Source organism: Brenneria izbisi (assembly GCF_025840185.1).
In the GTDB taxonomy this organism is placed as follows: domain Bacteria; phylum Pseudomonadota; class Gammaproteobacteria; order Enterobacterales; family Enterobacteriaceae; genus Brenneria; species Brenneria izbisi.
The window spans coordinates 115,484-140,225 of the sequence record NZ_JAMPJU010000011.1; the positions used below are offsets into that span (position 1 = coordinate 115,484).

General features: G+C 47.7%; 22 protein-coding genes and 1 tRNA gene. 17 read left to right on the top strand and 6 right to left on the bottom strand.

What is annotated here, in order from left to right:
* Positions 1 to 31: 31 nt before the first annotated feature.
* A complete protein-coding gene (locus NC856_RS14060; protein ID WP_264091046.1) occupies positions 32 to 313 on the bottom strand; it encodes a YkgJ family cysteine cluster protein in 282 nt (93 codons plus the stop codon).
* 177 nt (positions 314 to 490) lie between these two features.
* On the opposite strand from NC856_RS14060, the gene yeiP reads away from it, so the two are divergent.
* The 7 genes from yeiP (at position 491) to yejF (ending at position 8,932) form a co-directional block, all read left to right on the top strand.
* Positions 491 to 1,063 carry an elongation factor P-like protein YeiP gene (gene yeiP, locus NC856_RS14065; protein ID WP_264091047.1) on the top strand — a complete coding sequence of 191 codons (573 nt, stop codon included), beginning with the start codon at positions 491 to 493 and terminating at the stop codon, positions 1,061 to 1,063.
* 111 nt (positions 1,064 to 1,174) lie between these two features.
* The gene (locus tag NC856_RS14070) at positions 1,175 to 2,161 is read left to right on the top strand and encodes a CobW family GTP-binding protein (protein ID WP_318841737.1); all 987 of its coding nucleotides are present in this window, start codon (positions 1,175 to 1,177) and stop codon (positions 2,159 to 2,161) included.
* A 377-nt stretch (positions 2,162 to 2,538) separates the two neighbouring features.
* Positions 2,539 to 3,126, top strand: coding sequence for a bifunctional murein DD-endopeptidase/murein LD-carboxypeptidase (gene mepS, locus NC856_RS14075; RefSeq protein ID WP_264091050.1), 588 nt, complete (start codon positions 2,539 to 2,541; stop codon positions 3,124 to 3,126).
* A 268-nt stretch (positions 3,127 to 3,394) separates the two neighbouring features.
* On the top strand, positions 3,395 to 5,203 hold the full coding sequence (locus tag NC856_RS14080) for an extracellular solute-binding protein (RefSeq protein WP_264091051.1): 1,809 nt from the start codon (positions 3,395 to 3,397) through the stop codon (positions 5,201 to 5,203).
* Positions 5,204 to 5,212: 9 nt separating this feature from the next.
* Positions 5,213 to 6,313: a microcin C ABC transporter permease YejB gene (locus NC856_RS14085; protein WP_264091052.1), complete on the top strand. Its 1,101-nt coding sequence runs from the start codon at positions 5,213 to 5,215 to the stop codon at positions 6,311 to 6,313.
* Positions 6,310 to 7,335 (top strand): ABC transporter permease, encoded by a 1,026-nt coding sequence (locus NC856_RS14090; protein WP_264091053.1) that lies wholly within the window; start codon positions 6,310 to 6,312, stop codon positions 7,333 to 7,335. The genes NC856_RS14085 and NC856_RS14090 overlap by 4 nt, the downstream gene beginning before the upstream one ends.
* Before the next feature lies 1 nt (position 7,336).
* Positions 7,337 to 8,932 carry a microcin C ABC transporter ATP-binding protein YejF gene (yejF, locus tag NC856_RS14095; RefSeq protein ID WP_264091054.1) on the top strand — a complete coding sequence of 532 codons (1,596 nt, stop codon included), beginning with the start codon at positions 7,337 to 7,339 and terminating at the stop codon, positions 8,930 to 8,932.
* A gap of 83 nt (positions 8,933 to 9,015) precedes the next feature.
* Here the strand turns inward: yejF and NC856_RS14100 are convergent, their stop codons facing one another.
* From NC856_RS14100 to rsuA, 3 genes are all read right to left on the bottom strand, one after another.
* On the bottom strand, positions 9,016 to 9,360 hold the full coding sequence (locus NC856_RS14100) for a YejG family protein (protein ID WP_264091086.1): 345 nt from the start codon (positions 9,358 to 9,360) through the stop codon (positions 9,016 to 9,018).
* Between the two features lie 420 nt (positions 9,361 to 9,780).
* The gene (locus NC856_RS14105; RefSeq protein WP_264091056.1) at positions 9,781 to 10,965 is read right to left on the bottom strand and encodes a Bcr/CflA family multidrug efflux MFS transporter; all 1,185 of its coding nucleotides are present in this window, start codon (positions 10,963 to 10,965) and stop codon (positions 9,781 to 9,783) included.
* Between the two features lie 28 nt (positions 10,966 to 10,993).
* Positions 10,994 to 11,692 (bottom strand): 16S rRNA pseudouridine(516) synthase RsuA, encoded by a 699-nt coding sequence (gene rsuA, locus NC856_RS14110; protein WP_264091057.1) that lies wholly within the window; start codon positions 11,690 to 11,692, stop codon positions 10,994 to 10,996.
* Between the two features lie 276 nt (positions 11,693 to 11,968).
* On the opposite strand from rsuA, the gene NC856_RS14115 reads away from it, so the two are divergent.
* Together NC856_RS14115 and rplY are read left to right on the top strand one after the other, a co-directional pair.
* Positions 11,969 to 13,729, top strand: coding sequence for a DEAD/DEAH box helicase (locus tag NC856_RS14115; protein ID WP_264091058.1), 1,761 nt, complete (start codon positions 11,969 to 11,971; stop codon positions 13,727 to 13,729).
* 135 nt (positions 13,730 to 13,864) lie between these two features.
* On the top strand, positions 13,865 to 14,149 hold the full coding sequence (gene rplY, locus NC856_RS14120) for a 50S ribosomal protein L25 (protein ID WP_264091060.1): 285 nt from the start codon (positions 13,865 to 13,867) through the stop codon (positions 14,147 to 14,149).
* A 79-nt stretch (positions 14,150 to 14,228) separates the two neighbouring features.
* On the opposite strand, the gene yejK is transcribed toward rplY, so the two are convergent.
* The gene (gene yejK, locus NC856_RS14125) at positions 14,229 to 15,239 is read right to left on the bottom strand and encodes a nucleoid-associated protein YejK (protein WP_264091062.1); all 1,011 of its coding nucleotides are present in this window, start codon (positions 15,237 to 15,239) and stop codon (positions 14,229 to 14,231) included.
* A 185-nt stretch (positions 15,240 to 15,424) separates the two neighbouring features.
* Here yejK and NC856_RS14130 point away from each other — a divergent pair, with 185 nt between their 5' ends.
* The 4 genes from NC856_RS14130 to NC856_RS14145 all read left to right on the top strand — a co-directional run bounded on the left by NC856_RS14130 (position 15,425) and on the right by NC856_RS14145 (position 19,008).
* A complete protein-coding gene (locus tag NC856_RS14130) occupies positions 15,425 to 15,655 on the top strand; it encodes a YejL family protein (protein ID WP_137713975.1) in 231 nt (76 codons plus the stop codon).
* 14 nt (positions 15,656 to 15,669) lie between these two features.
* A complete protein-coding gene (yejM, locus tag NC856_RS14135; RefSeq protein WP_264091064.1) occupies positions 15,670 to 17,409 on the top strand; it encodes an LPS biosynthesis-modulating metalloenzyme YejM in 1,740 nt (579 codons plus the stop codon).
* 78 nt (positions 17,410 to 17,487) lie between these two features.
* Positions 17,488 to 17,564, top strand: a tRNA-Pro gene (locus tag NC856_RS14140).
* 214 nt (positions 17,565 to 17,778) lie between these two features.
* Positions 17,779 to 19,008: an integrase domain-containing protein gene (locus NC856_RS14145; RefSeq protein ID WP_264091065.1), complete on the top strand. Its 1,230-nt coding sequence runs from the start codon at positions 17,779 to 17,781 to the stop codon at positions 19,006 to 19,008.
* A 115-nt stretch (positions 19,009 to 19,123) separates the two neighbouring features.
* Here NC856_RS14145 and NC856_RS14150 read toward each other — a convergent pair.
* A protein-coding gene (locus NC856_RS14150; RefSeq protein WP_264091066.1) for an IS3 family transposase occupies positions 19,124 to 20,235 on the bottom strand; the annotation gives its coding sequence in 2 pieces (ribosomal slippage) (positions 19,124 to 19,974 and positions 19,974 to 20,235; 1,113 coding nt in all).
* A 52-nt stretch (positions 20,236 to 20,287) separates the two neighbouring features.
* On the opposite strand from NC856_RS14150, the gene NC856_RS14155 reads away from it, so the two are divergent.
* From NC856_RS14155 to NC856_RS14170, 4 genes are all read left to right on the top strand, one after another.
* The gene (locus NC856_RS14155; protein WP_264091067.1) at positions 20,288 to 20,584 is read left to right on the top strand and encodes a hypothetical protein; all 297 of its coding nucleotides are present in this window, start codon (positions 20,288 to 20,290) and stop codon (positions 20,582 to 20,584) included.
* Between the two features lie 558 nt (positions 20,585 to 21,142).
* Positions 21,143 to 21,337 (top strand): hypothetical protein, encoded by a 195-nt coding sequence (locus NC856_RS14160; protein ID WP_264091068.1) that lies wholly within the window; start codon positions 21,143 to 21,145, stop codon positions 21,335 to 21,337.
* 69 nt (positions 21,338 to 21,406) lie between these two features.
* Complete coding sequence (locus NC856_RS14165; protein ID WP_264091070.1) at positions 21,407 to 22,648, top strand: NIF family HAD-type phosphatase; 1,242 nt, start codon at positions 21,407 to 21,409, stop codon at positions 22,646 to 22,648.
* Positions 22,645 to 24,300 carry a DNA-processing protein DprA gene (locus NC856_RS14170; RefSeq protein ID WP_264091071.1) on the top strand — a complete coding sequence of 552 codons (1,656 nt, stop codon included), beginning with the start codon at positions 22,645 to 22,647 and terminating at the stop codon, positions 24,298 to 24,300. The genes NC856_RS14165 and NC856_RS14170 overlap by 4 nt, the downstream gene beginning before the upstream one ends.
* Positions 24,301 to 24,742 lie beyond the last annotated feature (442 nt).

Here is a 24,742-nt window from a genome sequence, read left to right on the forward strand (position 1 = left end):
CAGGGAAAACCTGAGCAGCGTTCCCGACGGCTCAGGTTACTCGCATAGATTCATGGCTATCAGGCGCGGTATCGGTTTCCAGCGTGATCAGATAAATCAGCGCCTCATCACGATGACTGAAGCACATATCCGCTCGCGCCTGTAGCCCTGAGCAGACCGCCGGGCGCAAGGGCGAATAAAACAGCCCGCAGCGCATATCGGCCTCCAGATGGAGACACCGCGTATTCGCGGGTTTACCGTTTGGCATGCCGGGTAACGGACTGGATATGGAAGGCGCGATACAACAGGCACCACAATCGGGGCGACAGTCCATCAGCAATCACTCCGGTGGGCTGACTGAAATAAGGAAGTGATATCACCATAACAGCCCGTCTGATAAACACCAATGCTTAATTCTCCACGCATCCGATAATTCCCGCTTGCCTGAATCCGGTGGCGCGAGTAACGTGTCGCCACAAAAATCTCACTCCTTTTTAATCAGGTAATTTTTATGGCAAGAGCGAATGAAATTAAACGCGGTATGGTCGTGAACTATAACGGCAAGCTGCTATTGGTGAAGGATGTCGATATCCAGAGCCCAAGCGCCCGTGGTGCCAGTACGCTGTACAAAATGCGTTTTTCGGACGTCCGTACCGGGCTAAAAGTTGAAGAGCGTTTTAAAGGCGACGATATTCTCGACACCATCTCCTTAACGCGCCGAACAGTCACCTTTTCTTATATTGATGGCGACGAATACGTCTTTATGGATGATGAAGACTACACGCCATATAACTTCAAAAAAGATCAGATCGAAGAAGAGTTGCTGTTCATTCCTGAAGGCGGCATGCCCGGTATTCAAGTTCTGTCCTGGGATGGCGAAATCATTGCGCTGGAATTGCCGCAAACCGTGGATATGGAAATTATCGACACCGCCCCCGGCATCAAAGGCGCCTCCGCCAGCGCCCGTAACAAACCGGCCACAATGAGCACCGGGCTGACTATTCAGGTGCCGGAATATTTGAGCGCAGGTGAAAAAATCCGCATTCATATTCCTGAACGTCGTTATATGGGACGCGCGGAATAAACCGCAGCGCCGCAACACCGTTGTCGTCTGGCGGTGTTGCACTAATTAACGTCTGCGCCTATCTTCGGTATCAGTTTATTACCCGTTTAGGCTTTTGTTTGGGAGTTCATGTTGCTCACTCACGTTAATCTCATCACCGGCTTTCTGGGAAGCGGCAAAACCACGACCATCCGTCACTTGTTATCACAAAAGCCGGAAGATGAAGTCTGGGCGGTGCTGGTCAACGAATTTGGCGAAATCGGCATTGATGGCGCGTTGCTGAGTGACAGCGGCGCATTCGTAAAGGAAATCCCCGGCGGCTGTCTGTGCTGCGTGAATGGCCTGCCCATGCAAGTTGGCCTGAACATGCTGTTGCAGCAGAAAAAACCGCATCGCCTGTTGATTGAACCCACCGGCCTCGGCCACCCCAAACAAATTATCGCCTTGCTCACCGCAGAAAGCTATCAGCCCTGGCTGACATTACAGACGACGCTGTGTCTGCTGGATGCCCGTCAACTGAGTGACGTCCGATATACCGGGAATGAAAACTTCCGCGATCAGTTGGCCGCCGCCGATATCATCGTCGCCAACAAGCTGGAAACCTATCAGGAAGCGGATATCGCCGCCCTGCAACAATGGCGGCAGACGAACGGCGACGGACGGCAGTTCGTTACGGTCAGTCAAGGGCAAATAGCGTCAACATTGCTTGATTGGCCGCGCCAACGTCGCGGCGAACGACCTGACGGCGCAAACCATCATGTACACAAGCCAGTTCAGGGGCTGGCGGCGTTGCGACTCCCCGCCGGAGATGCCTGGCGTCGCGCCCTGAACCAGGGACAAGGGCATTACGCCTGCGGCTGGATTTTCTCGCCAGCTACCACCTTCGATACCGCCGCTCTGCTTGACTGGGTACGGCTGGCGCCTGTCAGTCGCGTGAAAGGCGTGATGCGCATCAAAGAAGGGACGTTGATTGTCAATCGTCAGGAACATGACCTGAATATTGAAACCAGGCCCGTCCCGCCACTCGACAGCCGCATTGAAGTGATTCACGATACCCCCGCTGAATGGAACACGTTGCAAGCTGCTTTGTTAAAGGCTCGTTTAACTATCATCGAGTAAGCACGGGTATCATCCGACTTTATGTGACGTGCAGTGTTTAGTGTCTGCGCCCCCGCCGACACATTTCCTCGATAAAAATTTCGCCATTTAAGCGTTTTCCATATCGACATTTTTTTGCAAATTACATCATTAGATCTTATAAATAAAATGCCTAAAACTTCTCGCAATCTGTTTATTGTTACGGTAGTCTCAACTAAGTTTGCTTTTCCCCGCTTAATGAGCTAGCGATTGGATAAGAAATGGTGCGCATTCTTGCACACTTTCACCGCAGAACCTTTGGTGAGAAAGCTACCCTGTTTTAATCTGACTCTCGTTTTGTTTGGCATTTATTGCATAACGATTAGTATCGTTAAGGACTTCAAGGGAACATAACAATAATGGTCAAGTCTCAACCGATTCTGAGATATATCTGGCGGGCGCTGCCTGCTGTTGCGATAGCGATAACGCTTTCCGCATGTAGTAGTAATGGTAATAATGCACTCAATCGAAACGATCAAACTGAGATGCGTGTAGTTAATGACAAAGAAAGTCTTTCACTACAAGCCTCTCAGGATGAATTTGAGGCGATGGTGCGTAATGTGGATATCAAATCCAAATTACTTGACCAGTATGCCAGTTGGAAAGGCGTTCGTTACCGTTTAGGTGGCGACAGCCGCCGTGGTATTGATTGTTCCGCTTTCGTTCAACGCACTTTCCGCGAACAGTTTGATATGGATTTACCGCGTTCAACGTATGAACAACAGGGAGTGGGTCAAAAGATCCAACGAACCAAACTGCGTCCCGGTGATCTGGTTCTGTTCCGGGCGGGTTCAACCGGTCGCCATATCGGTATTTATATCGGTAATAATCAATTTGTTCATGCCTCAACCAGCAGCGGCGTGATGATTTCCAATATGGGTGATACTTATTGGAACAAGCGTTATCACGAAGCGCGTCGTGTGCTAAGTAAGGGAACCAACAGCTAACCGATTTTCTTCCCTGAATATGCTTTAAAATCAATACCAAACGAGATGATAAGAGCGCTGCTTAGCAATAAGCGGCGTTTTTTTATGGCGGTTTCGTCCTCCCACAATTATGGTAGGTTTCCTGGCCTGTTTCATGGTAAAAAGAAAAAATAAGGTTTATTAAGAGTAATGCTAATTATTTCAAGAACTTTATGTCGAAAGAAATCATGATGGGACGCAGCGCCTGTATGCAGGCAACTGACGTCAAACGCAGGAGATTACCGTTAAGATGTTGAAACGCGTCATTACTGCTGTATTGCTTTACGCCGTACATCTGGGAGGTTATGCCGACACCGTCGAGCATAGCACGGCCTTTGCAATGTTGGGCGAACCTAAATACCGCGCGGACTTCCGCCATTTTGACTACGTCAACCCTGATGCGCCGAAAGGCGGCAGTATCACGCTGAGCGCGCTCGGCACATTCGATAATTTCAACCGTTATGCGCTGCGCGGGGTCGCTGCCGCCCGAACAGAGCGCCTTTACGATTCGCTGTTTACGACATCCGCCGACGAACCCGGCAGCTATTATCCATTGGTGGCGCTGACTTCCCGCCACTCCCCTGATTTTCGTTGGATTGAAATCGACATGAATCCGCGAGCGCGTTTCCATGATGGCTCGCCGATAACCGCGGCTGATGTCGCGTTCACCTACAACATGTTTATGACGCAAGGCGTACCGCAGTTTCGTCTCTATTTTAAAGGCGTTACCGCCATCGCCGTCGCTCCGCTTACCGTGCGTTTTGAGTTCCCGCAACCGGATAAAAACCGCATATTCAGTCTGCTTACGCTGCCAATTATGCCGGAGAAATTTTGGAAGAATCACAATCTGGCCGAACCGTTAGCCTATCCTCCCCCCGCCAGCGGCCCTTACCGAGTCACCGCCTATCGCACCGGACAGTATGTGACCTACTCACGGGTGCAGGATTACTGGGGGGCTGACCTGCCGGTCAATAAAGGCCAGTACAATTTTGATAAGATACGCTATGACTACTACCTGGATGACAGCGTCGCGTTGGAAGCCTTTCGCGCCGGGGCATTTGATCTGCGCATAGAAAGCTCGCCCAAACATTGGGCGACACAATATAAAGGCGATAATTTCACCCGCGGCTATATCATCAAGCGGGATCAGGAAAATCAGTCTGCTCAGAATACCCGCTGGCTGGCATTCAATATTCAGCGTCCGCTATTCAGCGATCGCCGGGTGCGCCAGGCGCTGACGTTGGCGTTTGATTTTAACTGGATGAATAAGGCGCTGTTTTACAACGCCTACCAGCGCGCCGATAGTTACTTTCAAAATACAGAATATGCCGCTCAGGGCGAACCAAGCGCGGAGGAGTTGGTCTGGCTGACGCCGCTAAAAGATAAGGTGCCGCCGGAAGTGTTCGGTCCGCGCTATCAGCCGCCTGCATCCGATGGCAGCGGCTATGATCGTGAACACTGGCTAACCGCATTGAAATTGCTGGAAGAGGCAGGTTGGGTGCTGAAAGATCAGAAGCTGGTTAACCGCCAGACCGGAAAGCCGTTTACCTTTGAACTGCTGCTGCCGAGCGCCGGGAATTCCCTGTATGTGTTGCCTTTTCAGCACAACCTGAAAAAGCTGGGCATCACGATGAACATCAGGAATATCGATAGCGCCCAGTTTACCAGCCGATTACGCAACCGTGATTTTGATATGACGGCGACGCTGTACCTGGCGTTTCTCTACCCCACGGACGACCTGCAAATGCTTTGGCACTCGCAATATATTGATTCCAGCTACAATACGTCCGGCGTGCGCGATCCCGCTATCGATTCGCTGATTGACGAGATTACCCGGCATCAGGGGCAAAAAGCGCCGTTATTGTCATTGGGCCGCGCGCTGGACCGGGTACTGACCTGGAATCAGTTTATGATCCCGATGTGGTATTCCAATCATGATCGTTTCGCCTATTGGAACAAGTTTGCCATGCCAGCGATTTCCCCGACCTATTCACTTGGGCTCGATAGCTGGTGGTACGATGTTAAACAGGCGGCTACGCTGCCAGCAGAGCGACGTTAAGGAGTCGATGTGGGAACTTACCTGTTACGCCGTCTGTTGCTGGTGATCCCAACGTTATGGGCGATTATCACCATTAACTTCTTTATTGTACAAATCGCGCCTGGCGGCCCGGTCGATCAGGCCATCGCCGCCATTGAGATGGGCCAGGGTAGCGGCTACACCGCCAGCGGCGGCATGGATGCCGGGCTCGCTCGCTCTGGCGGCAGCGGCGGTGCGCCAAACATTGAGAACACCTACCGCGGTTCGCGCGGTCTTGACCCGGAGGTCATTGAGGAAATTACCAAGCGTTATGGCTTTGATAAGCCGATCCATGAACGTTATTTCAAACTGTTGTGGGATTATGTGCGGTTTGATTTCGGCGACAGTTTGTTTCGTGGATCATCGGTCATGCAACTTATCAAGGAAAGCATGCCGGTTTCGATTACGCTGGGGTTGTGGAGCACCTTAATTGTCTATCTGGTTTCCATTCCGCTGGGCATCAAAAAAGCCGTCAAAAACGGCACGCCGTTTGATACTTGGAGCAGTACGCTGATTATTATCGGCTATGCGATCCCGGCGTTTTTGTTCGCCATCCTGCTGATTGTGCTATTCGCCGGCGGCAGTTATCTGGATTGGTTCCCGCTACGCGGCCTGGTATCCAGCAATTTTGATACGCTGCCCTGGTACGGCAAAATCACCGATTATCTTTGGCATATTACGCTGCCGGTATTGGCATCGGTGATTGGCGGCTTCGCCACGCTGACCATGCTGACCAAAAACTCATTTATGGACGAAATCCGTAAGCAATATGTGGTGACTGCCCGCGCCAAGGGCCTGGATGAAAAGAGTATTCTTTACCGTCATGTTTTCCGTAATGCGATGTTGCTGGTGATCGCCGGGTTCCCGGCCATCTTTATTAGTATGTTTTTCACCGGTTCGTTGTTGATTGAAGTGATGTTTTCGCTGAACGGTCTTGGCTTATTGGGTTATGACGCCACGCTACAACGCGATTACCCGGTGATGTTCGGTACGCTGTATATTTTTACGCTGATCGGTCTGTTATTGAACATTATCAGCGATATGACTTATACGCTGGTTGATCCGCGTATTGATTTTGAGGGACGCCAATGAGCCGATTAAGCCCCATTAATCAGGCGCGCTGGGCGCGTTTTAAAAGTAACCGCCGCGGATACTGGGCGCTGTGGATGTTTCTGACGCTCTTCGTTATAACCTTATTCTCAGAACTGATCGCCAATGATAAACCGTTGCTGGTGAAATACGACGGGCGGTTCTATACGCCGGTTATGGTCGATTACAGCGAAACCACCTTTGGCGGCCAGTTTGCCACCACCGCCGACTTCCGCGATCCTTACATCACGCAACGAATTGAAGAGCACGGTTGGGCAATATGGCCGCCTATCCGCTACAGCTACGACACCATCAACTACGCCACCACCGTGTCGTTCCCTTCGCCACCCTCATGGCACAACCTGCTGGGTACGGACAGTCAGGGAAAAGATGTGGTGGCGCAGGTGTTATACGGCTTCCGTATCTCTCTGTTGTTCGGGCTGGCGCTGACTTCCCTTTCCAGTTTGATTGGGATTACTGTCGGCGCGACACAAGGATATTACGGCGGACAACTGGATTTGTGGGGACAGCGCTTTATTGAAGTCTGGTCCGGCATGCCGACCCTGTTTCTGATCATCCTGCTTTCCAGCGTGATTCAACCGGATTTCTGGTGGTTGCTGGGGATAACCGTCCTGTTCGGCTGGATGAGTCTGGTCGGCGTGGTGCGCGCGGAATTTCTGCGCACCCGCAACTTTGACTATATCCGCGCGGCCCAGGCAATGGGCGTCAGCGACCGGGTCATTATGTACCGCTGTATGCTGCCGAACGCCATGGTCGCCACATTGACCTATCTGCCTTTTATTCTGTGCGGATCAATCACCACGCTGACTTCACTGGATTTTCTCGGATTCGGCCTGCCGATGGGTTCGCCTTCGTTAGGTACACTGCTGCTGGAAGGCAAAAACAACCTTCAGGCGCCCTGGCTGGGCATTACCGTATTTATGGTGCTATCCATTGTGCTGTCTTTACTCATTTTTATCGGCGAAGCGGTGCGCGACGCCTTTGATCCCAGCAAGGCGCATTAATATGTCCAGTTCACCTTTATTACAGATTGATAATCTCAGCATTGCGTTTCGCAGCGGGCAGCAAACGCAGCGCGTCGTCGACCAACTCTCGCTGGCGGTCAATGCTGGTGAGACACTGGCGTTGGTGGGCGAGTCCGGTTCGGGAAAAAGCGTGACCGCGCTCTCCATTCTCAGGCTGCTGCCCTCCCCGCCGGTCATCTATCAACAGGGCGATATCCACTTTGCCGGACAATCTCTGCTGCACGCGGATGAAAAAACCCTGCGTCAGATCCGGGGAAATCGCATCGCCATGATTTTTCAGGAACCGATGGTATCCCTTAATCCGTTACAAAGCATTGAAAAACAGCTAACCGAAGTGCTGTCGCTACACCGTGGCATGCGCAATGAGGCGGCGCGTAGTGAAGTCGTCGCTTGTCTGGATCGCGTGGGCATTCGGCAGGCTAAAAGCCGTTTGAGCGACTTTCCTCACCAGCTTTCTGGCGGCGAACGTCAGCGCGTGATGATCGCCATGGCCTTGCTGACACAGCCTGACCTGCTGATTGCCGATGAACCGACGACCGCGCTGGATGTCACCGTACAAGCGCAGATTCTGAAATTGCTCAACGAACTCAAGCAGGAACTGGGAATGAGCCTGCTATTCATCACCCATAATTTGAATATTGTTCAGCAATTGGCGGATAACGTCGCGGTGATGAAATCGGGCCAATGCGTGGAGCGCAATACCTGCCGGGATCTGTTCAGCGCGCCGCAACATGCCTATACCCGACAGTTGCTGGAAGCCGAGCCAGCGGGTGAACCACAGCCCCTTGAAGAGGGTCTTGAACCTATTCTGCGCGTCGAGCAATTACGCGTCTCTTTCCCAATCAAGAAAGGGTTGTTACGCCGCACAGTGGCAGAAAAACAGGTGGTCAATGATATCAACTTCACCCTGCGACGCGGTGAAAGTATCGGATTGGTCGGCGAATCGGGTTCCGGGAAAAGCACCACCGGATTGGCGTTGCTGCGCTTGCTCCGCGCCAAAGGCGCGATCTGGTTCGATGGTCAACCGCTGCATGAATTTTCCCGTAAGCAGATGTTGCCTTTCCGTCGACGCATTCAGGTTGTTTTCCAGGACCCCAATTCGGCATTGAATCCGCGCCTGAACGCCGAACAGATTATTGCCGAAGGGTTGACCGTTCATCAGAAACTAAATAAGGAAGAACGGGAACACCGCGTTATTGCGGCCATGAAGGAAGTCGGATTAGATCCTGATACACGTCATCGCTATCCCGCCGAGTTTTCTGGCGGTCAGCGTCAGCGTATCGCTATTGCCCGCGCGTTGATCCTGCAACCGGAACTCCTGATCCTGGATGAACCCACCTCATCACTGGATAGAACCGTGCAAGCGCAGATTCTGGCGTTATTGCAGTCATTGCAACAAAAGCACCGACTCGCTTATCTGTTTATCAGCCACGATCTTCAGGTGGTGCGGGCGCTTTGCCATCAGGTCATTGTGTTAAGACAAGGTGAAGTAGTAGAACAAGGCGAATGCAGACAGGTGTTCAACCACCCGGAAAAAGACTATACGCGGGAACTGTTACAGCTTTCGACCCGATAACGGGTAACATCAGCGCAAGCGGCGCCGCATTTGAAGAGCAGGAAAAACAACCGACAATAACAATCAGATGACGAACGTGGCCGTTAAAACGGATATTGCGCGCTGACGGATTCCGCAATCGCCACGCCGACATTTTTCAAACGGCACATTGCCGTGCTTTCATCATTGCGGTGTAAAAACAGGCAAGGCTCGCCATCACATTCCAGTACAGCGGATTCGATCTGAATTTCATCCAGCGATTGATGCAACTGGCGCATAATTTTCCATGCCACCTCTGCGTCATGGCTTAGTAATTTAAAACCAATCAGATTATTTTCTTCTTCTCTGCCGCTTAACGGGATCGGTTCAACTTTGACGCCGGCAAAACCCGATAACCATCGATAACTTTGCGGCAAGCGATGAACGACCGAAAGTTGGAAACTATCCAGTTGGAAACTATCCACGACTGTTTTTCCTCAGGTTTGGTTTCACTTAAAATTCACAAACTAATAACATTTTTATCATAGTAACGTGACCGCGAGGCCTTTTGCCACTTTTTTTATGTACAAAAAAACAACATAAGTGATTTTAATCGACATTGATAAGAATTGATTTTGCGATTGCAAGCGCTATGAATGTCAGAGCGATCACGAATTAATACGCTTTTCTGGTTATATGTAACCTTTTCTCGTCAGCATCTCAACTCTTTTTGGTTAATTTATTTACTGCTGATTCATATATTTTACATATTAAAAACAAACAAGCGTTAGCAATCATCAGATTCGGTGAATGAATGGGTTACGGCGAAGTTTAAGAAGCAGGCTGACCCTACAAGCAGCAGGCTAATGCCTGCCGTCTGTTAACCCGAATCAGTTGGTATGGCTGGCATATCGATAGAGCAGAAAGGCGATGAAGGAGCACAAGGCCATGGATAACACCATAGGCCATGCGCTGTCAAAGGACGCCACAGACAGCAGCATGGCGGTAATGGCGCCCAGACCGAAACGTATCGTCCCCGCCAACGAAGCGGCTGTTCCCGCCATATGGGGAAAACCATCCAGAATAACCGCCATGGCATTGGAACTAATCATCGCGATACAGCCGACAAAGATGGAAACGCCAAGGACTAACGGCCAGAAACCCAAATCAAACAGACAGACCGCCACGAGAAAGACGCCCATCGTAAACTGGATCAGCAAGCCGATGCGGAACATTGTCAGCGCGCCGAGGCGACGAACGTTGCGGCTGTTGAATAACGTCATGATAAACAAAAATAAAATGTTCAAGGCGAAATAATAGCCAAAGTCCTGCGGTGATACGCCATACAGTTCGATATAAACAAACGGCCCGGCCGTCAAAAAGGAGAACATGCCGCAGAATGACAGAGCACTGGCGATCATATAGCTGAACACGCGCTTATGACGAAAAAGCGCCACGAAATTGCTAATGGTGGTCCGTAGATGAAATTTCTGCCGTTTCTCCAACGGCAACGTTTCTTTAATAAACAAGAAAACCAATATCACGGTCAAAAAAGCCGCCCCGGATATGGTCCAGAAAATAGAATGCCAGTTAAACCACAATAGCAACCAGCCACCCGCAATAGGCGCGATCAACGGCGCGACCGTCATCACCAGCACCACAAACGACATCATGCGGGAAAATTCATCCTTGGAAAACATATCGCGCATCAAGGCATTGATCACCACAGCCGACGCCGCCGCCGACAGGCCGTGCAGGAAACGCATCTGAATCAGTTGCTCCACGGTCTGAGACAGCGCACAGGCTACCCCCGTTATCGCAAAGATCAGCGTGCCGCCGAGAATAACCGGTTTACGCCCCAGGCTATCGGCCATCGGCCCATAAAACATCTGACCGATGGCGAATCCCAGCACATAGGTGCTGAGCGTCATCTGGACATGTCCGGCGGGGACGCCGAACTCTGCCGCTATCGTCGGCAAAGCGGGCAAGTACATGTCGATGGCGAGCGGCGTGAGCATGGAGATCAAGCCGAGGATAAGAATCAACCCAAGATAAGAAGGTCGGTTTTGTTGCACTGAAAGTCGCTCCCGGTCAGAAAAATAATTATCGCCCGATACTCTCTACTTCCTGACGGCTCAGGGCACGGAATTCTCCGGGTTCTAATGCGCTGTCAAGACGGATGCCGCCAATACGCTCGCGGTGTAACTGCACGACACGATTACCCACCGCGGCAAACATTCTTTTGACCTGATGATAACGTCCTTCGCTGATGGTCAAACGCACCTGATACTCGGTGATCTTCTCAAGCTGGGCGGGTTTGGTCAGGGTTTTCTCGCCGTGCAACTGCACGCCCGCCATAAACTGGCTGGCCGTATCCGGGCTTAATGGATGCTCCAACGTCACCAGATAGGTTTTCTCACAATGATGTCTGGGAGAAGTAATTCGGTGCGACCACTGCCCGTCATCCGTCAGCAGCACCAGACCGGTGGTATCGATATCCAGACGCCCCGCGGCATGCAGTTTGTGCGCGACAGGCACATCCATGAAATACAAAATGGTGGGATGATCGGGATCGTCCGTCGAACACACATAACCTTGCGGCTTATTCAACATAAAGTAACGCGGGCCATGCTGCTGCTCCAGCGGATTGCCATCAAACGCCACCTCATGTTTCGGCAACACTTTGAATGCGCCGTTTTTGACGATTTCGCCATCCACCGTGACACGCTGGGCGCGTAATTCGCGCGCGACCAGTGAACGACTGATAGCCAGTTGCTGAGATAAAAATTTGTCCAATCGCATTAAAAATCAACTGCCTGTTTTGAGTCATAACGCTGATGCGGGTAACGTCCACGCCACTCGCGCCATGAAAATGAAGAAAGGCGACAGCATCGGCTGCCAGAATAGAACAGTATAACGAGGCTTTGCCCGACATCCTAGAATCCAACGGGCGCTATTGTTCGGTTTATTGGCGGCGAGCGTAAAAAATATCGCCCTTCCTTGCTCGCCGCAGACGTTATCAACGGGCATAATAGCGGCATAATAAAGTCAATGGCTGATTTTTGAGGAAACCAGGTGATGCCGTTTACTCTGCGGCCATACCAGCGTGAGGCCGTCGCCGCTACGCTGGCGTATTTTCGTCTTCATCGCCAGCCAGCCCTGATTGTGCTGCCCACCGGCGCCGGGAAAAGTCTCGTCATTGCTGAACTGGCGAGACTCGCGCGAGGCCGCGTACTGGTATTGGCGCACGTAAAAGAACTGGTTGCGCAAAACCATGCCAAATACCGCGCCTGGGGATTAGAAGCGGATATTTTCGCCGCAGGCCTGCAACAGCGGCAAAGCCAGGGGAAAGTGGTATTCGGCAGCGTGCAGTCTGTGGCCCGTAATCTGCATCAGTTCGAGCAATCCTTCTCACTACTGATTATCGATGAATGCCATCGCATCAGTGACGATGACGACAGCCAATATCAACAGATCATCCATCACCTGCAACAAACCAATCCCCAACTGCGGCTGTTGGGGCTGACCGCCACGCCCTATCGACTAGGGAAAGGCTGGATTTATCAATATCATTATCACGGTATGATCCGTGGCGATGAGCACTGCCTGTTCCGTGATTGTATTTATGAGCTACCGTTGCGCTACATGATCAAGCATGGGTTCCTCGTTCCACCGCAACGATTGGATATGCCGGTGGTGCAATACGATTTCAGCAAGCTGGTCCCCCGCAGCAACGGTTTATTCAGTGAAAACGACCTGAATCATGAATTGAAGCGTCAGCAACGCGTTACGCCACACATCATCCGTCAGATTATCGACTATGCGCAGACACGTTCAGGCGTGATGATTTTCGCCGCCACGGTCGAGCATGCCTGCGAAATCCATTCGCTCTTGCCGGACGGTCAGGCCGCGTTGGTCAGCGCCGCCACCCCCGCCGCGGAACGCGATGCGCTGATCGCGGCATTTAAGCGGCAACAGTTACGTTATCTGGTGAATGTCGCGGTGCTGACCACTGGTTTCGACGCCCCGCATGTTGATCTGATCGCCATCCTGCGCCCAACGGAGTCGGTAAGCTTATACCAGCAGATTGTCGGACGCGGTTTACGCCTCTTTCCCGGTAAAACCGACTGCCTGATACTGGATTATGCCGGCAACCCACATGACCTTTACACGCCCGAAGTGGGCGACAGTAAACCCCATGCCGATAGCCAGCCGGTTCAGGTTTTTTGCCCTCAATGCGGTTTTGCCAATGCATTCTGGGGGAAAACCGCAGCGGATGGCAGCGTAATTGAACACTATGGCCGCCGTTGTCAGGGATGGGAGACAGGAGAAAATGCGCAACGCATACAGTGCGATTACCGCTTTCGCTTTAAAGCGTGTCCTCATTGCGGCGCAGAGAACGATATCGCCGCGCGCCGTTGCCATCAGTGTGAAGAGGTGCTGGTCGACCCGGACGATATGCTGAAAGCCGCGCTGAAACTGAAAGATGCGCTGGTGCTGCGCTGTAGCGGAATGCAACTTATCCCCGGACAGGATGCCAACGGCGAATGGCTGAAAATTATCTATCATGATGAAGATGGCGCCGAGGTCAGCGAACGGTTTCGTTTGCATACGCCAGCGCAACGTCACGTTTTTCAGCATCACTTTTTGCGTATTCATCAGCGCGCGCCCGGTATGCCTTTGCGCTGGCAGTCGGTGAATGACATTGTGACGCAACAGAGCCAGTTACGCCCCCCCGATTTTGTCGTTGCCCGCAAGCAGGGAAAATTCTGGCACCTGAGAGAAAAAATGTTCGACTATCAGGGACGCTTTCGCCGCGCCAATGAACTGCGAGGGTAACAAATTCGCGGTTTTGTTTGCCCGAACAGCCATATTCCGCTAGAATTCAGCCCGCTTTTGCACCGCAAAAGCAGAACAATCCAACTTGCTGCTGGGTCGCCTGTAGCAGGGTTACTTTCTTAAGTAGAGAAAAAAATGATTACTATCAAAGCAGAAGTACGTAAAGAGCAGGGTAAGGGTGCGAGCCGCCGCCTGCGTATCGCTGGCAAATTCCCAGCCATCGTTTATGGTGGTTCAGAAGCGCCGGTTGCTATCGAATTGGATCATGACACCGTTAAAAACCAGGAACTTAAACCCGGTTTCTACGGTGAGACAGTTATTCTGTCTATCGATGGCAAAGAAGTTCAGGTTAAAATTCAGGCGGTACAGCGTCACGTATTTAAGCCAAAACTGACTCACATCGACTTCGTTCGCGTTTAATCGCACAGAAGTTAATCCGGGACGCCGGGAAGAACGCCGCTTTTGCGGCGTTTTTTTATCTTCCGCAAACCGGTTTCGCTTACTGATCACCGCCCGTCAGACGACGCTGTAACTGATCGCGCAGATTCGGCGGCGTGCCTTTTATAGTCAGCGTATCGGTGGTCGGGTCCCAGAAAATTCGCTCCCCCAGCAACAACGCATCAAAATTCAGGCTAATCCCCCCGCCGCTGCCGGCAAACTTGGTCAATTGACGCAAAGTGCTGCGATCAGCTGGAAAACGCTGTTCCAGTTCATAGCCTTGCTCCGTCGAAAACTGCTGGAAGGTTTTGTCGCCTAATGGCGGTAACTCCTGAGACAATGCAGACAATTCGATTTCTTCGCCCGACTGCAACTGCTCGTTGCAATAACTGTAAACATGTTGACGATAATTCTGACGTTCATTTTTATCCAATTGCGCATCATCACAATACTCATCCACCGCTTTCAACAAACCACGGTTTTGCGCTTTGGTATCCAGCCCTTCGGATGCCGCCAGAAAATCCATAAAGAAGTCAGAAACTTTCCGCCCTACCCGCCCTTTCAGGAAGGTCAGATATCGTGTCGATTCCGGGTTGGTTTCCCATTCGGTCAAATCAATGCGCGCCACAATATCCGCGTGGTTGATGTCCAGATAGTGGGTGCTGCTGATATCCAACTGTTCATTGACTCGCATACTGTTGCAACTATTAAGCACCGCGACCAGCAGATACTCCACCGCCAGATAACGGTACTGACAGAACAGCACGGTCCCGCCTTCGGCAAACGGATATTTGGCGAGTTCATCACGCAACCGCCCGGTAGCCGCCCGCGTGAACCCTAGAAAGTCCTCGTCCCCTTTACGGCAGGCCCTGAGCGCGTCCGCGAGTTCGCTGTGTTCATTAAACAGGCCGTAAGCTTTACTTTTGGCGCTATAAACGCGATGCAGCTCAGCCATCATTTCCTCTACCGTCGCATTGGTCGACAACAGGGAATCACGCAACACCATTTCCAGCGTTTGTTCGTCACGTTTAATTAGCTGATGCAGAGCGATCTGGTCGATATCCAGACTCATGATAAACTCTCCTTTTGACAAGGTGCGTATTCAAACACCGAAAGCGGCATGGCTGCAACTGAAAAGCCAGGCTTTAGTCTGTTGTAAGCGCCCGTGCGACTAAAATGATAATTGATAAAAGTGCGGAAAAGGATGAGTCGATACGGTAAGATATGCGACTTTAACAGCTTGAGATACGCCATTTTATGCCACAATCATCCCGCTATAGTGACGAACACGTTGAACAACTGCTTTCCGAGATGGTCAATGTGCTGGAAAAGCACCATGCTCCAACTGATCTTGCTTTGATGGTGCTGGGTAATATGGTGACCAACCTGATCAATACCAGCGTCGCCCCTGCTCAACGTCAGGTTCTGGCTCGTTCTTTCGCCGAAGCATTACAGGCTTCGATTAAAAAAGCAGATAAAGCTCACTGATTTTTGACCAACTTATGGTAACCAACCGTCAGCGCTACCGCGAAAAAGTCTCCCAGATGATTAGTTGGGGACACTGGTTCGCCTTATTCAATATTTTGCTCAGTCTGGGGCTGGGTAGCCGCTATCTGTTTGTTATCGATTGGCCTTCCTCGCTGTTTGGCCGCATTTATGCTCTGGTAAGCTGGCTGGGGCACTTCAGCTTTATCGGCTTTGCCGCTTACCTGCTGGTTATTTTTCCACTGACTTTTGTTGTCATGTCGCAGCGTCTGCTGCGATTTCTTTCTGCTGCGCTGGCCACCGCCGGACTGACGCTGCTTTTGGTCGATATTGAGGTTTTCACCCGTTTCCATCTGCACCTTAATTCCACGGTCTGGGAACTAGTGGTCAACCCAGATCAAAGCGAACTGGCGCGTGACTGGCAATTGATGTTTATCGGCATTCCGCTGATTTTTATGGTGGAAATGCTGTTTGGCACCTGGTGCTGGCAAAAGCTGCGCAGCCTGAACCGCCGCCGCTTTGGAAGACCGCTGGCAGCCGTGTTTATGTCGGCGTTCCTCGCCTCACACCTGATGTACATCTGGGCTGATGCTAATTTCTATCGTCCGATTACCATGCAGCGCGCCAATCTGCCGCTCTCTTATCCGATGACCGCCCGCCGTTTTCTGGAAAAACATGGCTTGCTGGATGCGCAGGAATACCAACGCCGCCTGTCCCAACAAGGCAATCCTGAAGCGATGACCGTGGAATACCCGCTCAATGAAATTACGTTTCGTGACAGCGGCAGCGGTTATAACTTGCTTATGGTTGTTATTGATAACGCGCGGATTAACGGTATACCGAGCGACATGCCCAATCTGTCGCGCTTCGCGGAACAAAATATTCGCTTCAGCAATCATTATGATGCAGGAATACAGTCCAATGCCGGGTTGTTTAACCTTTTTTACGGTATCTCCACAACCTATCTGGACGGGGTGTTAAATGCTCGTAAGCCTTCAGCGCTGATGACCGCGCTGAGTCGGCAGGGTTATCAGTTTGGTCTGTTCTCCGCCAACGGTTTCAACAACGTGCTTTATCGTCAGGCGCTGCTGTCCGATTTCTCACTGCCTGCGCCGCAAGAACAGAACGATGACGCAATTACCACGCAGTGGCAAGACTGGTTAAGCCGTAATAACAACGCGGCGCCCTGGTTCTCTTATATCGAACTGAATAGCAGCACGTCATCCGCGACGCAATCGCGGCGTGGCCAGGCAAATAATCAGGATATTGACCAGCAGATTGGCAAAATTATCGGTGCATTGCAGACACACAACCAACTGGAAAAAACGGTTATTGTGGTTACCACCACGCAAAACGACCATCCTGACGATGTCAAGAAAAATATCTTCCGTCGCGCACAATGGCAAATACCACTGATCGTTCACTGGCCGAACACGCCTGCTCAAACGATTACCAAAATGACAGACCATAAAGACGTCATGGCTACGCTGATGCAACGTCTATTACACGTTAAAAACATCACTGATGATTACTCTCAAGGAGAAGACCTGTTTGCCGCCCAACGACACAACAACTGGCTGGCAAATGGCAACGGCGGCACACTCATGATCACCACGCCAGAAAAAATCATCATGCTGGAAAATAATGGTAATTATCGTGCTTATAATCAGGATGGCGAAAAACTGGACGATGAAAAACCACAACTTACCCTGCTCCTTCAGGTACTGACGAGCGAAAGACGCTTTATTGCGAACTAACTGCCTAAATCTAAAGCAGTCGTTCGGTATAGCGCTTGCAATCAGGGAAAGAAAAGGTAGTATAAGCGCCCATAGCATCGGCACGTAGCGCAGCCTGGTAGCGCACTGTCATGGGGTGTCAGGGGTCGGAGGTTCAAATCCTCTCGTGCCGACCAATTTTCCCCAACGTTTTGTCTACTGAAGTCCAGGCAAGACTATAAAGAACAGATTAAACAGTAGGTTGCATAAGCCTGCTGTTTTCTGTTGTCTACTGAATTCCATATTGATACATTGAAATCCACACTTTTTAGGCATAGATATAGGCATACGACGCAACATGTAGCCTAAACCCTATGCCCAACAGCTTTGCGGATTTGATTGGAGAGCGATATGGCACGTCAGACAAAGCCCCTGAACAATACTGAGGTCAAAAGCGCCAAGGCCACTGACCGTGCCGTCACCCTCTACGATGGAGATGGTTTAGAATTACAGGTCACTCCGAGCGGTTCAAAACTCTGGCGTTTTCGCTACTACAAACCCTTCACTCGCAAACGTGCAATGATTAGCCTTGGCTCTTACCCTTCGGTATCTCTTGCCGAAGCGCGTAAGCTCCGCGAAGATGCACGACTTCTTCTTAGCAAAGACGTTGACCCCCAGGAGCATAAGCAAGCAGAGCAATCACGGCAAAAAAATGCTACAGAAAACACATTTGAAAAAGTGGCTGCCGAATGGTTTAAAACTAAAGAATCAGCAGGTTTGGCAACACATACGTTGAACGATATCTGGCGCTCCATGAGCAAGTATGTGTTCCCACACATTGGTTCTATGCCTATTGCTAACATCACGGCTCAACGATTTATTGGAGCGTTAGAACCCACTCATGCCGCTGGCAGGCTTGAGACTGTAAAAAGGCTGAGTCAGCGTATCAATGAAGTCATGGACTATGCTCTTAATTCAGGTCTGGTATCTGTAAATCCAGCCGCCCGAATTGGACGAACATTCCATAAGCCGAAGGTGAAGCATCGCCCTGCCCTCTTGCCAGAGCAATTACCACTTCTGATGAAAACACTGTCATTTGCCAGCATTGGGCGACAAACCCGTTGCCTTATCGAATGGCAATTACTCACCATGACTCGGCCAGCCGAAGCTGCCGAATCACGCTGGGATGAAATCGATTTTGACGCAAAAGAATGGCGTATTCCTGCTGGCCGTATGAAGATGAAACGTGAGCACGTTATCCCACTCTCAGAGCAGGCGCTGGGGATTCTGGAAGTCATGAAGCCCATCAGTAAGCACAGGGATTATGTCTTCCCCGGATATCGTAATCCACTTGAGCCAATGAACAGCCAGACAGCGAACATGGCACTCAAACGTATGGGCTTCAAAGATATGCTTGTAGCTCATGGTATGAGAGCCATTGCTTCGACCATCCTCAATGAAAAAGGATTTCCCCCTGATGTAATCGAAGCAGCATTAGCGCATATCGATACAAATGAAGTCAGGAGAGCCTATAACAGGGCGCAGTATCTTGAACAGCGCAGAGAAATGATGGCTTGGTGGGGAGAGCATATTGAGTCAGCTTCATATGGTAAAACAAGCATCATTTCTGTCGCTGGCTAAGTTCACTATCAACAAATGATCAGCTTATAGCGTCAGGGTCAAACGAAGAGATACGATTTGAGTCATCAGGAACGCAGCTCTGTGCGAGTCGCTTATATCTGTAAATAGACCCGTTTTAGTTCCACGCACTTTTTGAGATCCCGGCCAGATGGTGTTGTAATCGGTATTCCTCCGGTGTCAGGTTGCTCAGAGATTCATGTGGACGCTCACAGTTATATTCTGAAAGCCACCGCTCTGTGATTTCTCGTACTTCGTTCAGCGTCCTGAACAGATAGAAATCCAGTATTTCAGTGCGGTATGTCCGGTTAAAGCGTTCAATAAATGCATTCTGATTCGGTTTACCCGGTTTGATAAATTCCAGCCTCACTGCGTGCATTTCTGCCCACTCAGCCAGAGTCAGTGAAATAAATTCCGGGCCGTTATCCATGCGAAGCATCGCGGGATATCCCCGGTTTGCTGCGATCCTGTCGAGCACTCGAACCACTCGTTGGGCCGGCAGGTTCAGGTCTATTTCGATCGACAAAGCCTCGCGATTAAAATCATCGACGACATTGAATGTGCGAAAGTGACGGCCGCAAATCAGCGCGTCATGCATGAAATCAACAGACCAGCTCTGGTTCAGAGCTTCAGGTGTGGTCAGCGGCGATGGGTTACGTACCGGCAGACGCTGTTTGCCTTTGCGACGAAAATTCAGTTTCAGCAGACAGTAAATACGGTGGATCCGTTTATGGTTCCACTGGTATCCCTGCCGCCGCAGAACCTGAAACAGCTTCGGGAAGCCGTATCGTGGATATCTTTCCGCAGCCGTCTGCAATGCGAAAATAACGGGTTCGTCACGCGTGTTGTCCGGACGGTAATGGTAAACCGTTCTGCTCAGGTTCATGCTCCTGCAGGCCTGACGGATACTCAGTCCGAACGTTGTTATCAGGTGCGTCACCAGCTCACGCTTAAAGGCTGGCTTCAGAGCTTTTTTTCGATAACATCTTTCAATGCCCGATTCTCAAGACTGAGGTCGGCAAACATCTGCTTGAGCCGACGCTTCTCGTCCTCAAGATCCTTTATTTTTTTAATATCAGATGCTTCCATGCCACCGTATTTAGACTTCCAGTTGTAATAAGTGGCTTCAGAGATTCCGGCCTCGCGGCAGACATCTTTCACTGTTCGTCCAGCTTCAACTGACTTAATCACCGTGATGATCTGATGCTCAGTAAAACGGGCTTTACGCATAGCGATCTCCTTCGTTGGCAAAATGAGTATGCCGGAAGATCTCTAAATGTGAATGGCACGATTATGCGGGATACTTACACCAATATCAGCGAAGTCTCTCCCTGCAAAAGCTGATGTAGGTGGGATTTCTCATCAATCTGCATTCTTTATAAGCAAGGAAGATTTGAGTCGCTTAGAGAAGGATACTGAATCTGTCTTTGAAGTATGCCGTAAGTCTCTGCTGGTGCAAAAGGAAAGCAGCGCACAAAAAGAGATGAAGCGTCTTTATAAGGAATTTGGTGAGGAGGGAGTATTAAATCTCCTTCGTTCTGTAGCTAATGATTCCTCGCCTGACAATCAAGCTGGATAATACATTATATGTGGGGCTGCGGCCCCATTTTCGTTAGGTCACATATATGTAGTGGCAAGTCAATTGATTACTACATTTAATCAAAATAGATTGCAATAGTTTCACGTTATTGTGTTGATAAGCATTCCTTCCAAATCATAGCCTCGACACAGCTAGTTCAACCTTTCCCAAAGTAGGTCAACATCTTTTTTACTGTGGTTGTCTAGCTTCGATGACGCTGTAGAACAACACCTTGCACTGACCCATCACCTATCCATCTGTACGTAACATGTCATCAACTGGATACGAGTTAAATCAAAATAAGCTAAGCTGATATTATTATCTTGCTATCATTCTTTTTTCTAAAACTATTGGATTAATTATTTTTTAGCTCTTAGGTGGATCTTTTTCAATAGTAGAGCTATATCCTATAAGCAGTATTTTAAAAAACATTAGCATGAAAATATTTTACGTCTGTAATTTTTTAATTGTTATTAATTAGGCAGGACAGCAATGTTTATAAAAACTATAGAAAAAACAAACCATTCTGAATGGGTGGTGAGAAATAGGTTGTATTGGATGTCTGCTTACACGAGATGGCAACTGGGAGCAGATGACAACGACGGGATCGTCTCTTTTGAATCCTTTGACGACACAATCAAGTTTGAATTTGAACGCCTCCTGAATAATTACAAGCTTCGGAAGCCCATCAAAATCATATCGGATATATTAGAGTTTTATAAGCAAAATAGTGACCTCCAAAGCCGTATCTAATGTTTCGAAAAAAATAATTTAAGTGTAATAAAAATAAAATATTTATTCTATGATCATATGGAGTTAAAAATGTTTGAATTATGTATTTTTGATTTAGATGAAACACTAATTCATACAAATGATTTAAAGGAAATAAGAAAGAGACTTGCTAATAACGATGATAAGGAGATTCTAGATGAGTTGTTAGAATCTCTTGAGAACGATGACGAAAGATTAATATACTCTCAAGATCTTATTCAGGAAATTATTGAAAGTTATCCTGATATTTTACTGGCTATTTTTACTCGATCTCCACGTAGCTATGCTAAAACGGTTTTAGAGTGGGCATATCCTGAGATTCAATGGGATATGTTAATTTGTTATGAGGATGTAAGGCCAACAAAACCAAGTGGTAAAGGCATTCATGATATAATGGAATATTTTGAAATTGAAGATCTTACAAAGGTCGTTATGATTGGTGATGCAGATATTGACATCAAAGCTGCTTACAATGCTGGTTGTGTTGCATTGCTTGACCAAAGTGGTTGGCCACGCAGTTACAGTTCGGAACATTGGAACGCTATTAATTTGATCCCTGATGCTATCATTAATGAGCCAGGTAATTTACTCGATTTTTTAGCTGAACCACATGAATATTTACCAATATTGGAATGTCTACTGGATTCAGATAATATCGATTCTAAAAGATTCGATAAAATTGGACATTTCATCCCAAGATCTATTGGGGGCGATACGACCAGTTTTCCTATATATGTTGCTGGTAGGAATTTTTCAAATTATGCATCCCTCGATAACAAACGCACAGAACACTCTTTAACAGAATCAATTTCATCTAACAAAGATTCTACAGAGTTTCCTTGTGAATGGGTTAATACTCTAAGAGAATTTATTAGTGAAAAATGTACAGCTTTTTTTGGGGATAAGACAATAATAATAACGTCTATTCCTCATCGACCTGGTAGGACACCCCGCTTAGAAAATCTACTTCGACAATTAATTACTTCACTAACTGATGACCCAATTCAGCATTGTAATGTTATACTAGCTACAGATCTATTGGCTTACCGTGATGGCGTTCGTTCACAACATGGTGAGCATTTGAATCAAGGGGAAAGATTTATGAACGTCAGAGAACATTTGATTACTAGTAATGTATCTCGACTGTCTTCAGTTGATGAAGTGGTTGTAATTGATGATGTAGTCACAACAGGAGCATCGTTAATATATGCATATAAATGTTTAAGAGATGCTGGCGCTCGAAGTGTTACTCTATTTTCTTTAGCTAAAAATATAAGTGATGTCTCACGATGAAAGATAATCTAAGAGAAACCATTACTCCTTCAACAAAGCTATTACTTACGCTCTCTATGCTCAAGGGAGTTGGTCCCGTATTGCTAAAAAAAACTGCATCTTACGTTTTATCTTCAAATGTTTTTTCTATTAATGAATTATCGAAATTTGATGTAAAGATTGCTTCATTAGTTAATGATGATGATAATTTTTTGTTGGCACAGGAAAAAGCTGAAAAACAAATAGAGTATGCAGAACAGTATTCTTTTCGTATAATTTCTATATTAGATAATGATTATCCAAAATTATTGTCTGAAACAAAAGATAATCCTTGTTTGTTATATGTGAAAGGCAGTTTATTTGAGTCTCCTGATAAATCTGTTGCTATAATAGGGACTAGAGAGCCTACTTCTCATGGGAAAGTGATTACAGAAAGGATTACAAAATTTTTTGTAGAAAAAAACTGGAGCATTGTGAGCGGATTAGCAATAGGTTGTGATGGTATTGCTCACGAAACCGCATTAAATTGTCATGGTCATACTGTTGCAGTTTTGGCTCATGGTCTTCAAACTATCGCACCTAGCCGTCATAAAAATTTGGCACAACGCATAATTGAAGAAGGTGGAGCATTGATAACGGAATATCCTTTTGGACAAGAAATACAAAAACAACAATATGTAAAAAGGGATCGTATTCAAGCCGGATTAGCTCGCGGAGTTGTTATGATTCAGTCTGATGTTAAAGGCGGGAGCTTACATGCATCGAGAGCATCTTTGGATTATAACCGATGGCTTGCAGTTCCATACCCGACAAAAGATGATATTGCAAGAAACGAGCCTAAAGCTCAGGCTAATTTATTAATAGCCAATGGTTCAGATTCTGATAAAGCAGGAACTCTTCGTTTTGATAAAATGAAGCTAAAAAATATTATTATTTTGAATGGAAAAGAAGATTATAATAAATTAATAGAAGATGTTTGTTTCGAAAAAGTATCGACTGATATTCCTTTTGTTGCTGATATGTTTGACTCTCATAGTAACTCAGGCTCAGATGAATCTTATATGGGAGCATATGAAGATCATGTATTACAAGAATTTAACCCTATTAGTAATGGCGAAGCAATCCTTGGTAATCTATCAGAAGCTGTTATTAAAACAGATGAGTCATTTCTAGATCATGTTGTAGACACCGATGAAGTGAAGGGGATTTCTCTAGAAAAGCTTATTGTGTCTAGTGATTTTATTTCTGACTTTGATTTGGTTATAAAAAATATAACAAATAAAAACAAAAACTTAACTAGTAAATTGGGTGAACAGGATGAAAAACTACAGCTTGTTAAATTACGATTTAAAATTATCAGTAAAAATTTAAAACTGATGCACAAAGATAAGTTCTTCGAAGAAAATAATCCAATTACTGTTTTGAAAAATAAAATTATAGTTGAGGATGTTCTTTTTCATATGCTAAAGGTAATTTCCTTATGTGATTTTGAACATACATATATGGATACAGTGATTGTATTAAAAGATAAGATTGATAATGTTTTATTAAATTTCCCTGATTCAGTCATTCTGTGTGATGCCCATTCTGTAGCAGGAAATAATTGTAATTCTTATAATGATGAACGATTTGTTAACATACTCGAAGAGTTTAATCGTATAGTATTATCATGAATAGAAAAATTGGAGGGAATACCCTCCAATAAAACTCTAATCAACTATTTTCTCTCTGATTTTTAGAGTCTTTATTACAGATATTTCATTAAATTACTTTAACTGATAAAGGTTATTTTGTGGCTGTATTAGTTCACTGATTGTAGATAATTCTGTAAAAAAGCATTCCAATGTAGTTATTATAACCGAATATCATTTTAATATAAATGATTTTTATATACGCCATAGAGATTGTGATTATAAATATCATGTGTGCTTTTATAGTATTTAAACGTTATTTAAAATAAATTATTTCTAATGTGTTTGTTTTATAAATTAAATAAGGGGTTATGATGAAAGCAATAATATTTGATCTTGACTATACTATGGTAATCCTCCCATTTTTAACGGAGGTGACAAGTAGAATCAGGTCATGCGTTGAATATGCTGCATCGGCGTGTAG

Excerpts from the sequence above, each read along its gene's own strand:
- rsuA (WP_264091057.1), bottom strand. The coding sequence starts at position 11,692 with ATGCGATTGGACAAATTTTTATCTCAGCAACTGGCTATCAGTCGTTCA.
- rplY (WP_264091060.1), top strand. The coding sequence starts at position 13,865 with ATGATTACTATCAAAGCAGAAGTACGTAAAGAGCAGGGTAAGGGTGCG.
- yejM (WP_264091064.1), top strand. The coding sequence starts at position 15,670 with ATGGTAACCAACCGTCAGCGCTACCGCGAAAAAGTCTCCCAGATGATT.
- yeiP (WP_264091047.1), top strand. The coding sequence starts at position 491 with ATGGCAAGAGCGAATGAAATTAAACGCGGTATGGTCGTGAACTATAAC.
- NC856_RS14130 (WP_137713975.1), top strand. The coding sequence starts at position 15,425 with ATGCCACAATCATCCCGCTATAGTGACGAACACGTTGAACAACTGCTT.
- yejF (WP_264091054.1), top strand. The coding sequence starts at position 7,337 with ATGTCCAGTTCACCTTTATTACAGATTGATAATCTCAGCATTGCGTTT.
- mepS (WP_264091050.1), top strand. The coding sequence starts at position 2,539 with ATGGTCAAGTCTCAACCGATTCTGAGATATATCTGGCGGGCGCTGCCT.
- NC856_RS14170 (WP_264091071.1), top strand. The coding sequence starts at position 22,645 with ATGAAAGATAATCTAAGAGAAACCATTACTCCTTCAACAAAGCTATTA.
- NC856_RS14115 (WP_264091058.1), top strand. The coding sequence starts at position 11,969 with ATGCCGTTTACTCTGCGGCCATACCAGCGTGAGGCCGTCGCCGCTACG.
- NC856_RS14145 (WP_264091065.1), top strand. The coding sequence starts at position 17,779 with ATGGCACGTCAGACAAAGCCCCTGAACAATACTGAGGTCAAAAGCGCC.
- NC856_RS14160 (WP_264091068.1), top strand. The coding sequence starts at position 21,143 with ATGTCTGCTTACACGAGATGGCAACTGGGAGCAGATGACAACGACGGG.
- yejK (WP_264091062.1), bottom strand. The coding sequence starts at position 15,239 with ATGAGTCTGGATATCGACCAGATCGCTCTGCATCAGCTAATTAAACGT.
- NC856_RS14090 (WP_264091053.1), top strand. The coding sequence starts at position 6,310 with ATGAGCCGATTAAGCCCCATTAATCAGGCGCGCTGGGCGCGTTTTAAA.
- NC856_RS14080 (WP_264091051.1), top strand. The coding sequence starts at position 3,395 with ATGTTGAAACGCGTCATTACTGCTGTATTGCTTTACGCCGTACATCTG.
- NC856_RS14165 (WP_264091070.1), top strand. The coding sequence starts at position 21,407 with ATGTTTGAATTATGTATTTTTGATTTAGATGAAACACTAATTCATACA.
- NC856_RS14060 (WP_264091046.1), bottom strand. The coding sequence starts at position 313 with ATGGACTGTCGCCCCGATTGTGGTGCCTGTTGTATCGCGCCTTCCATA.
- NC856_RS14155 (WP_264091067.1), top strand. The coding sequence starts at position 20,288 with ATGGCACGATTATGCGGGATACTTACACCAATATCAGCGAAGTCTCTC.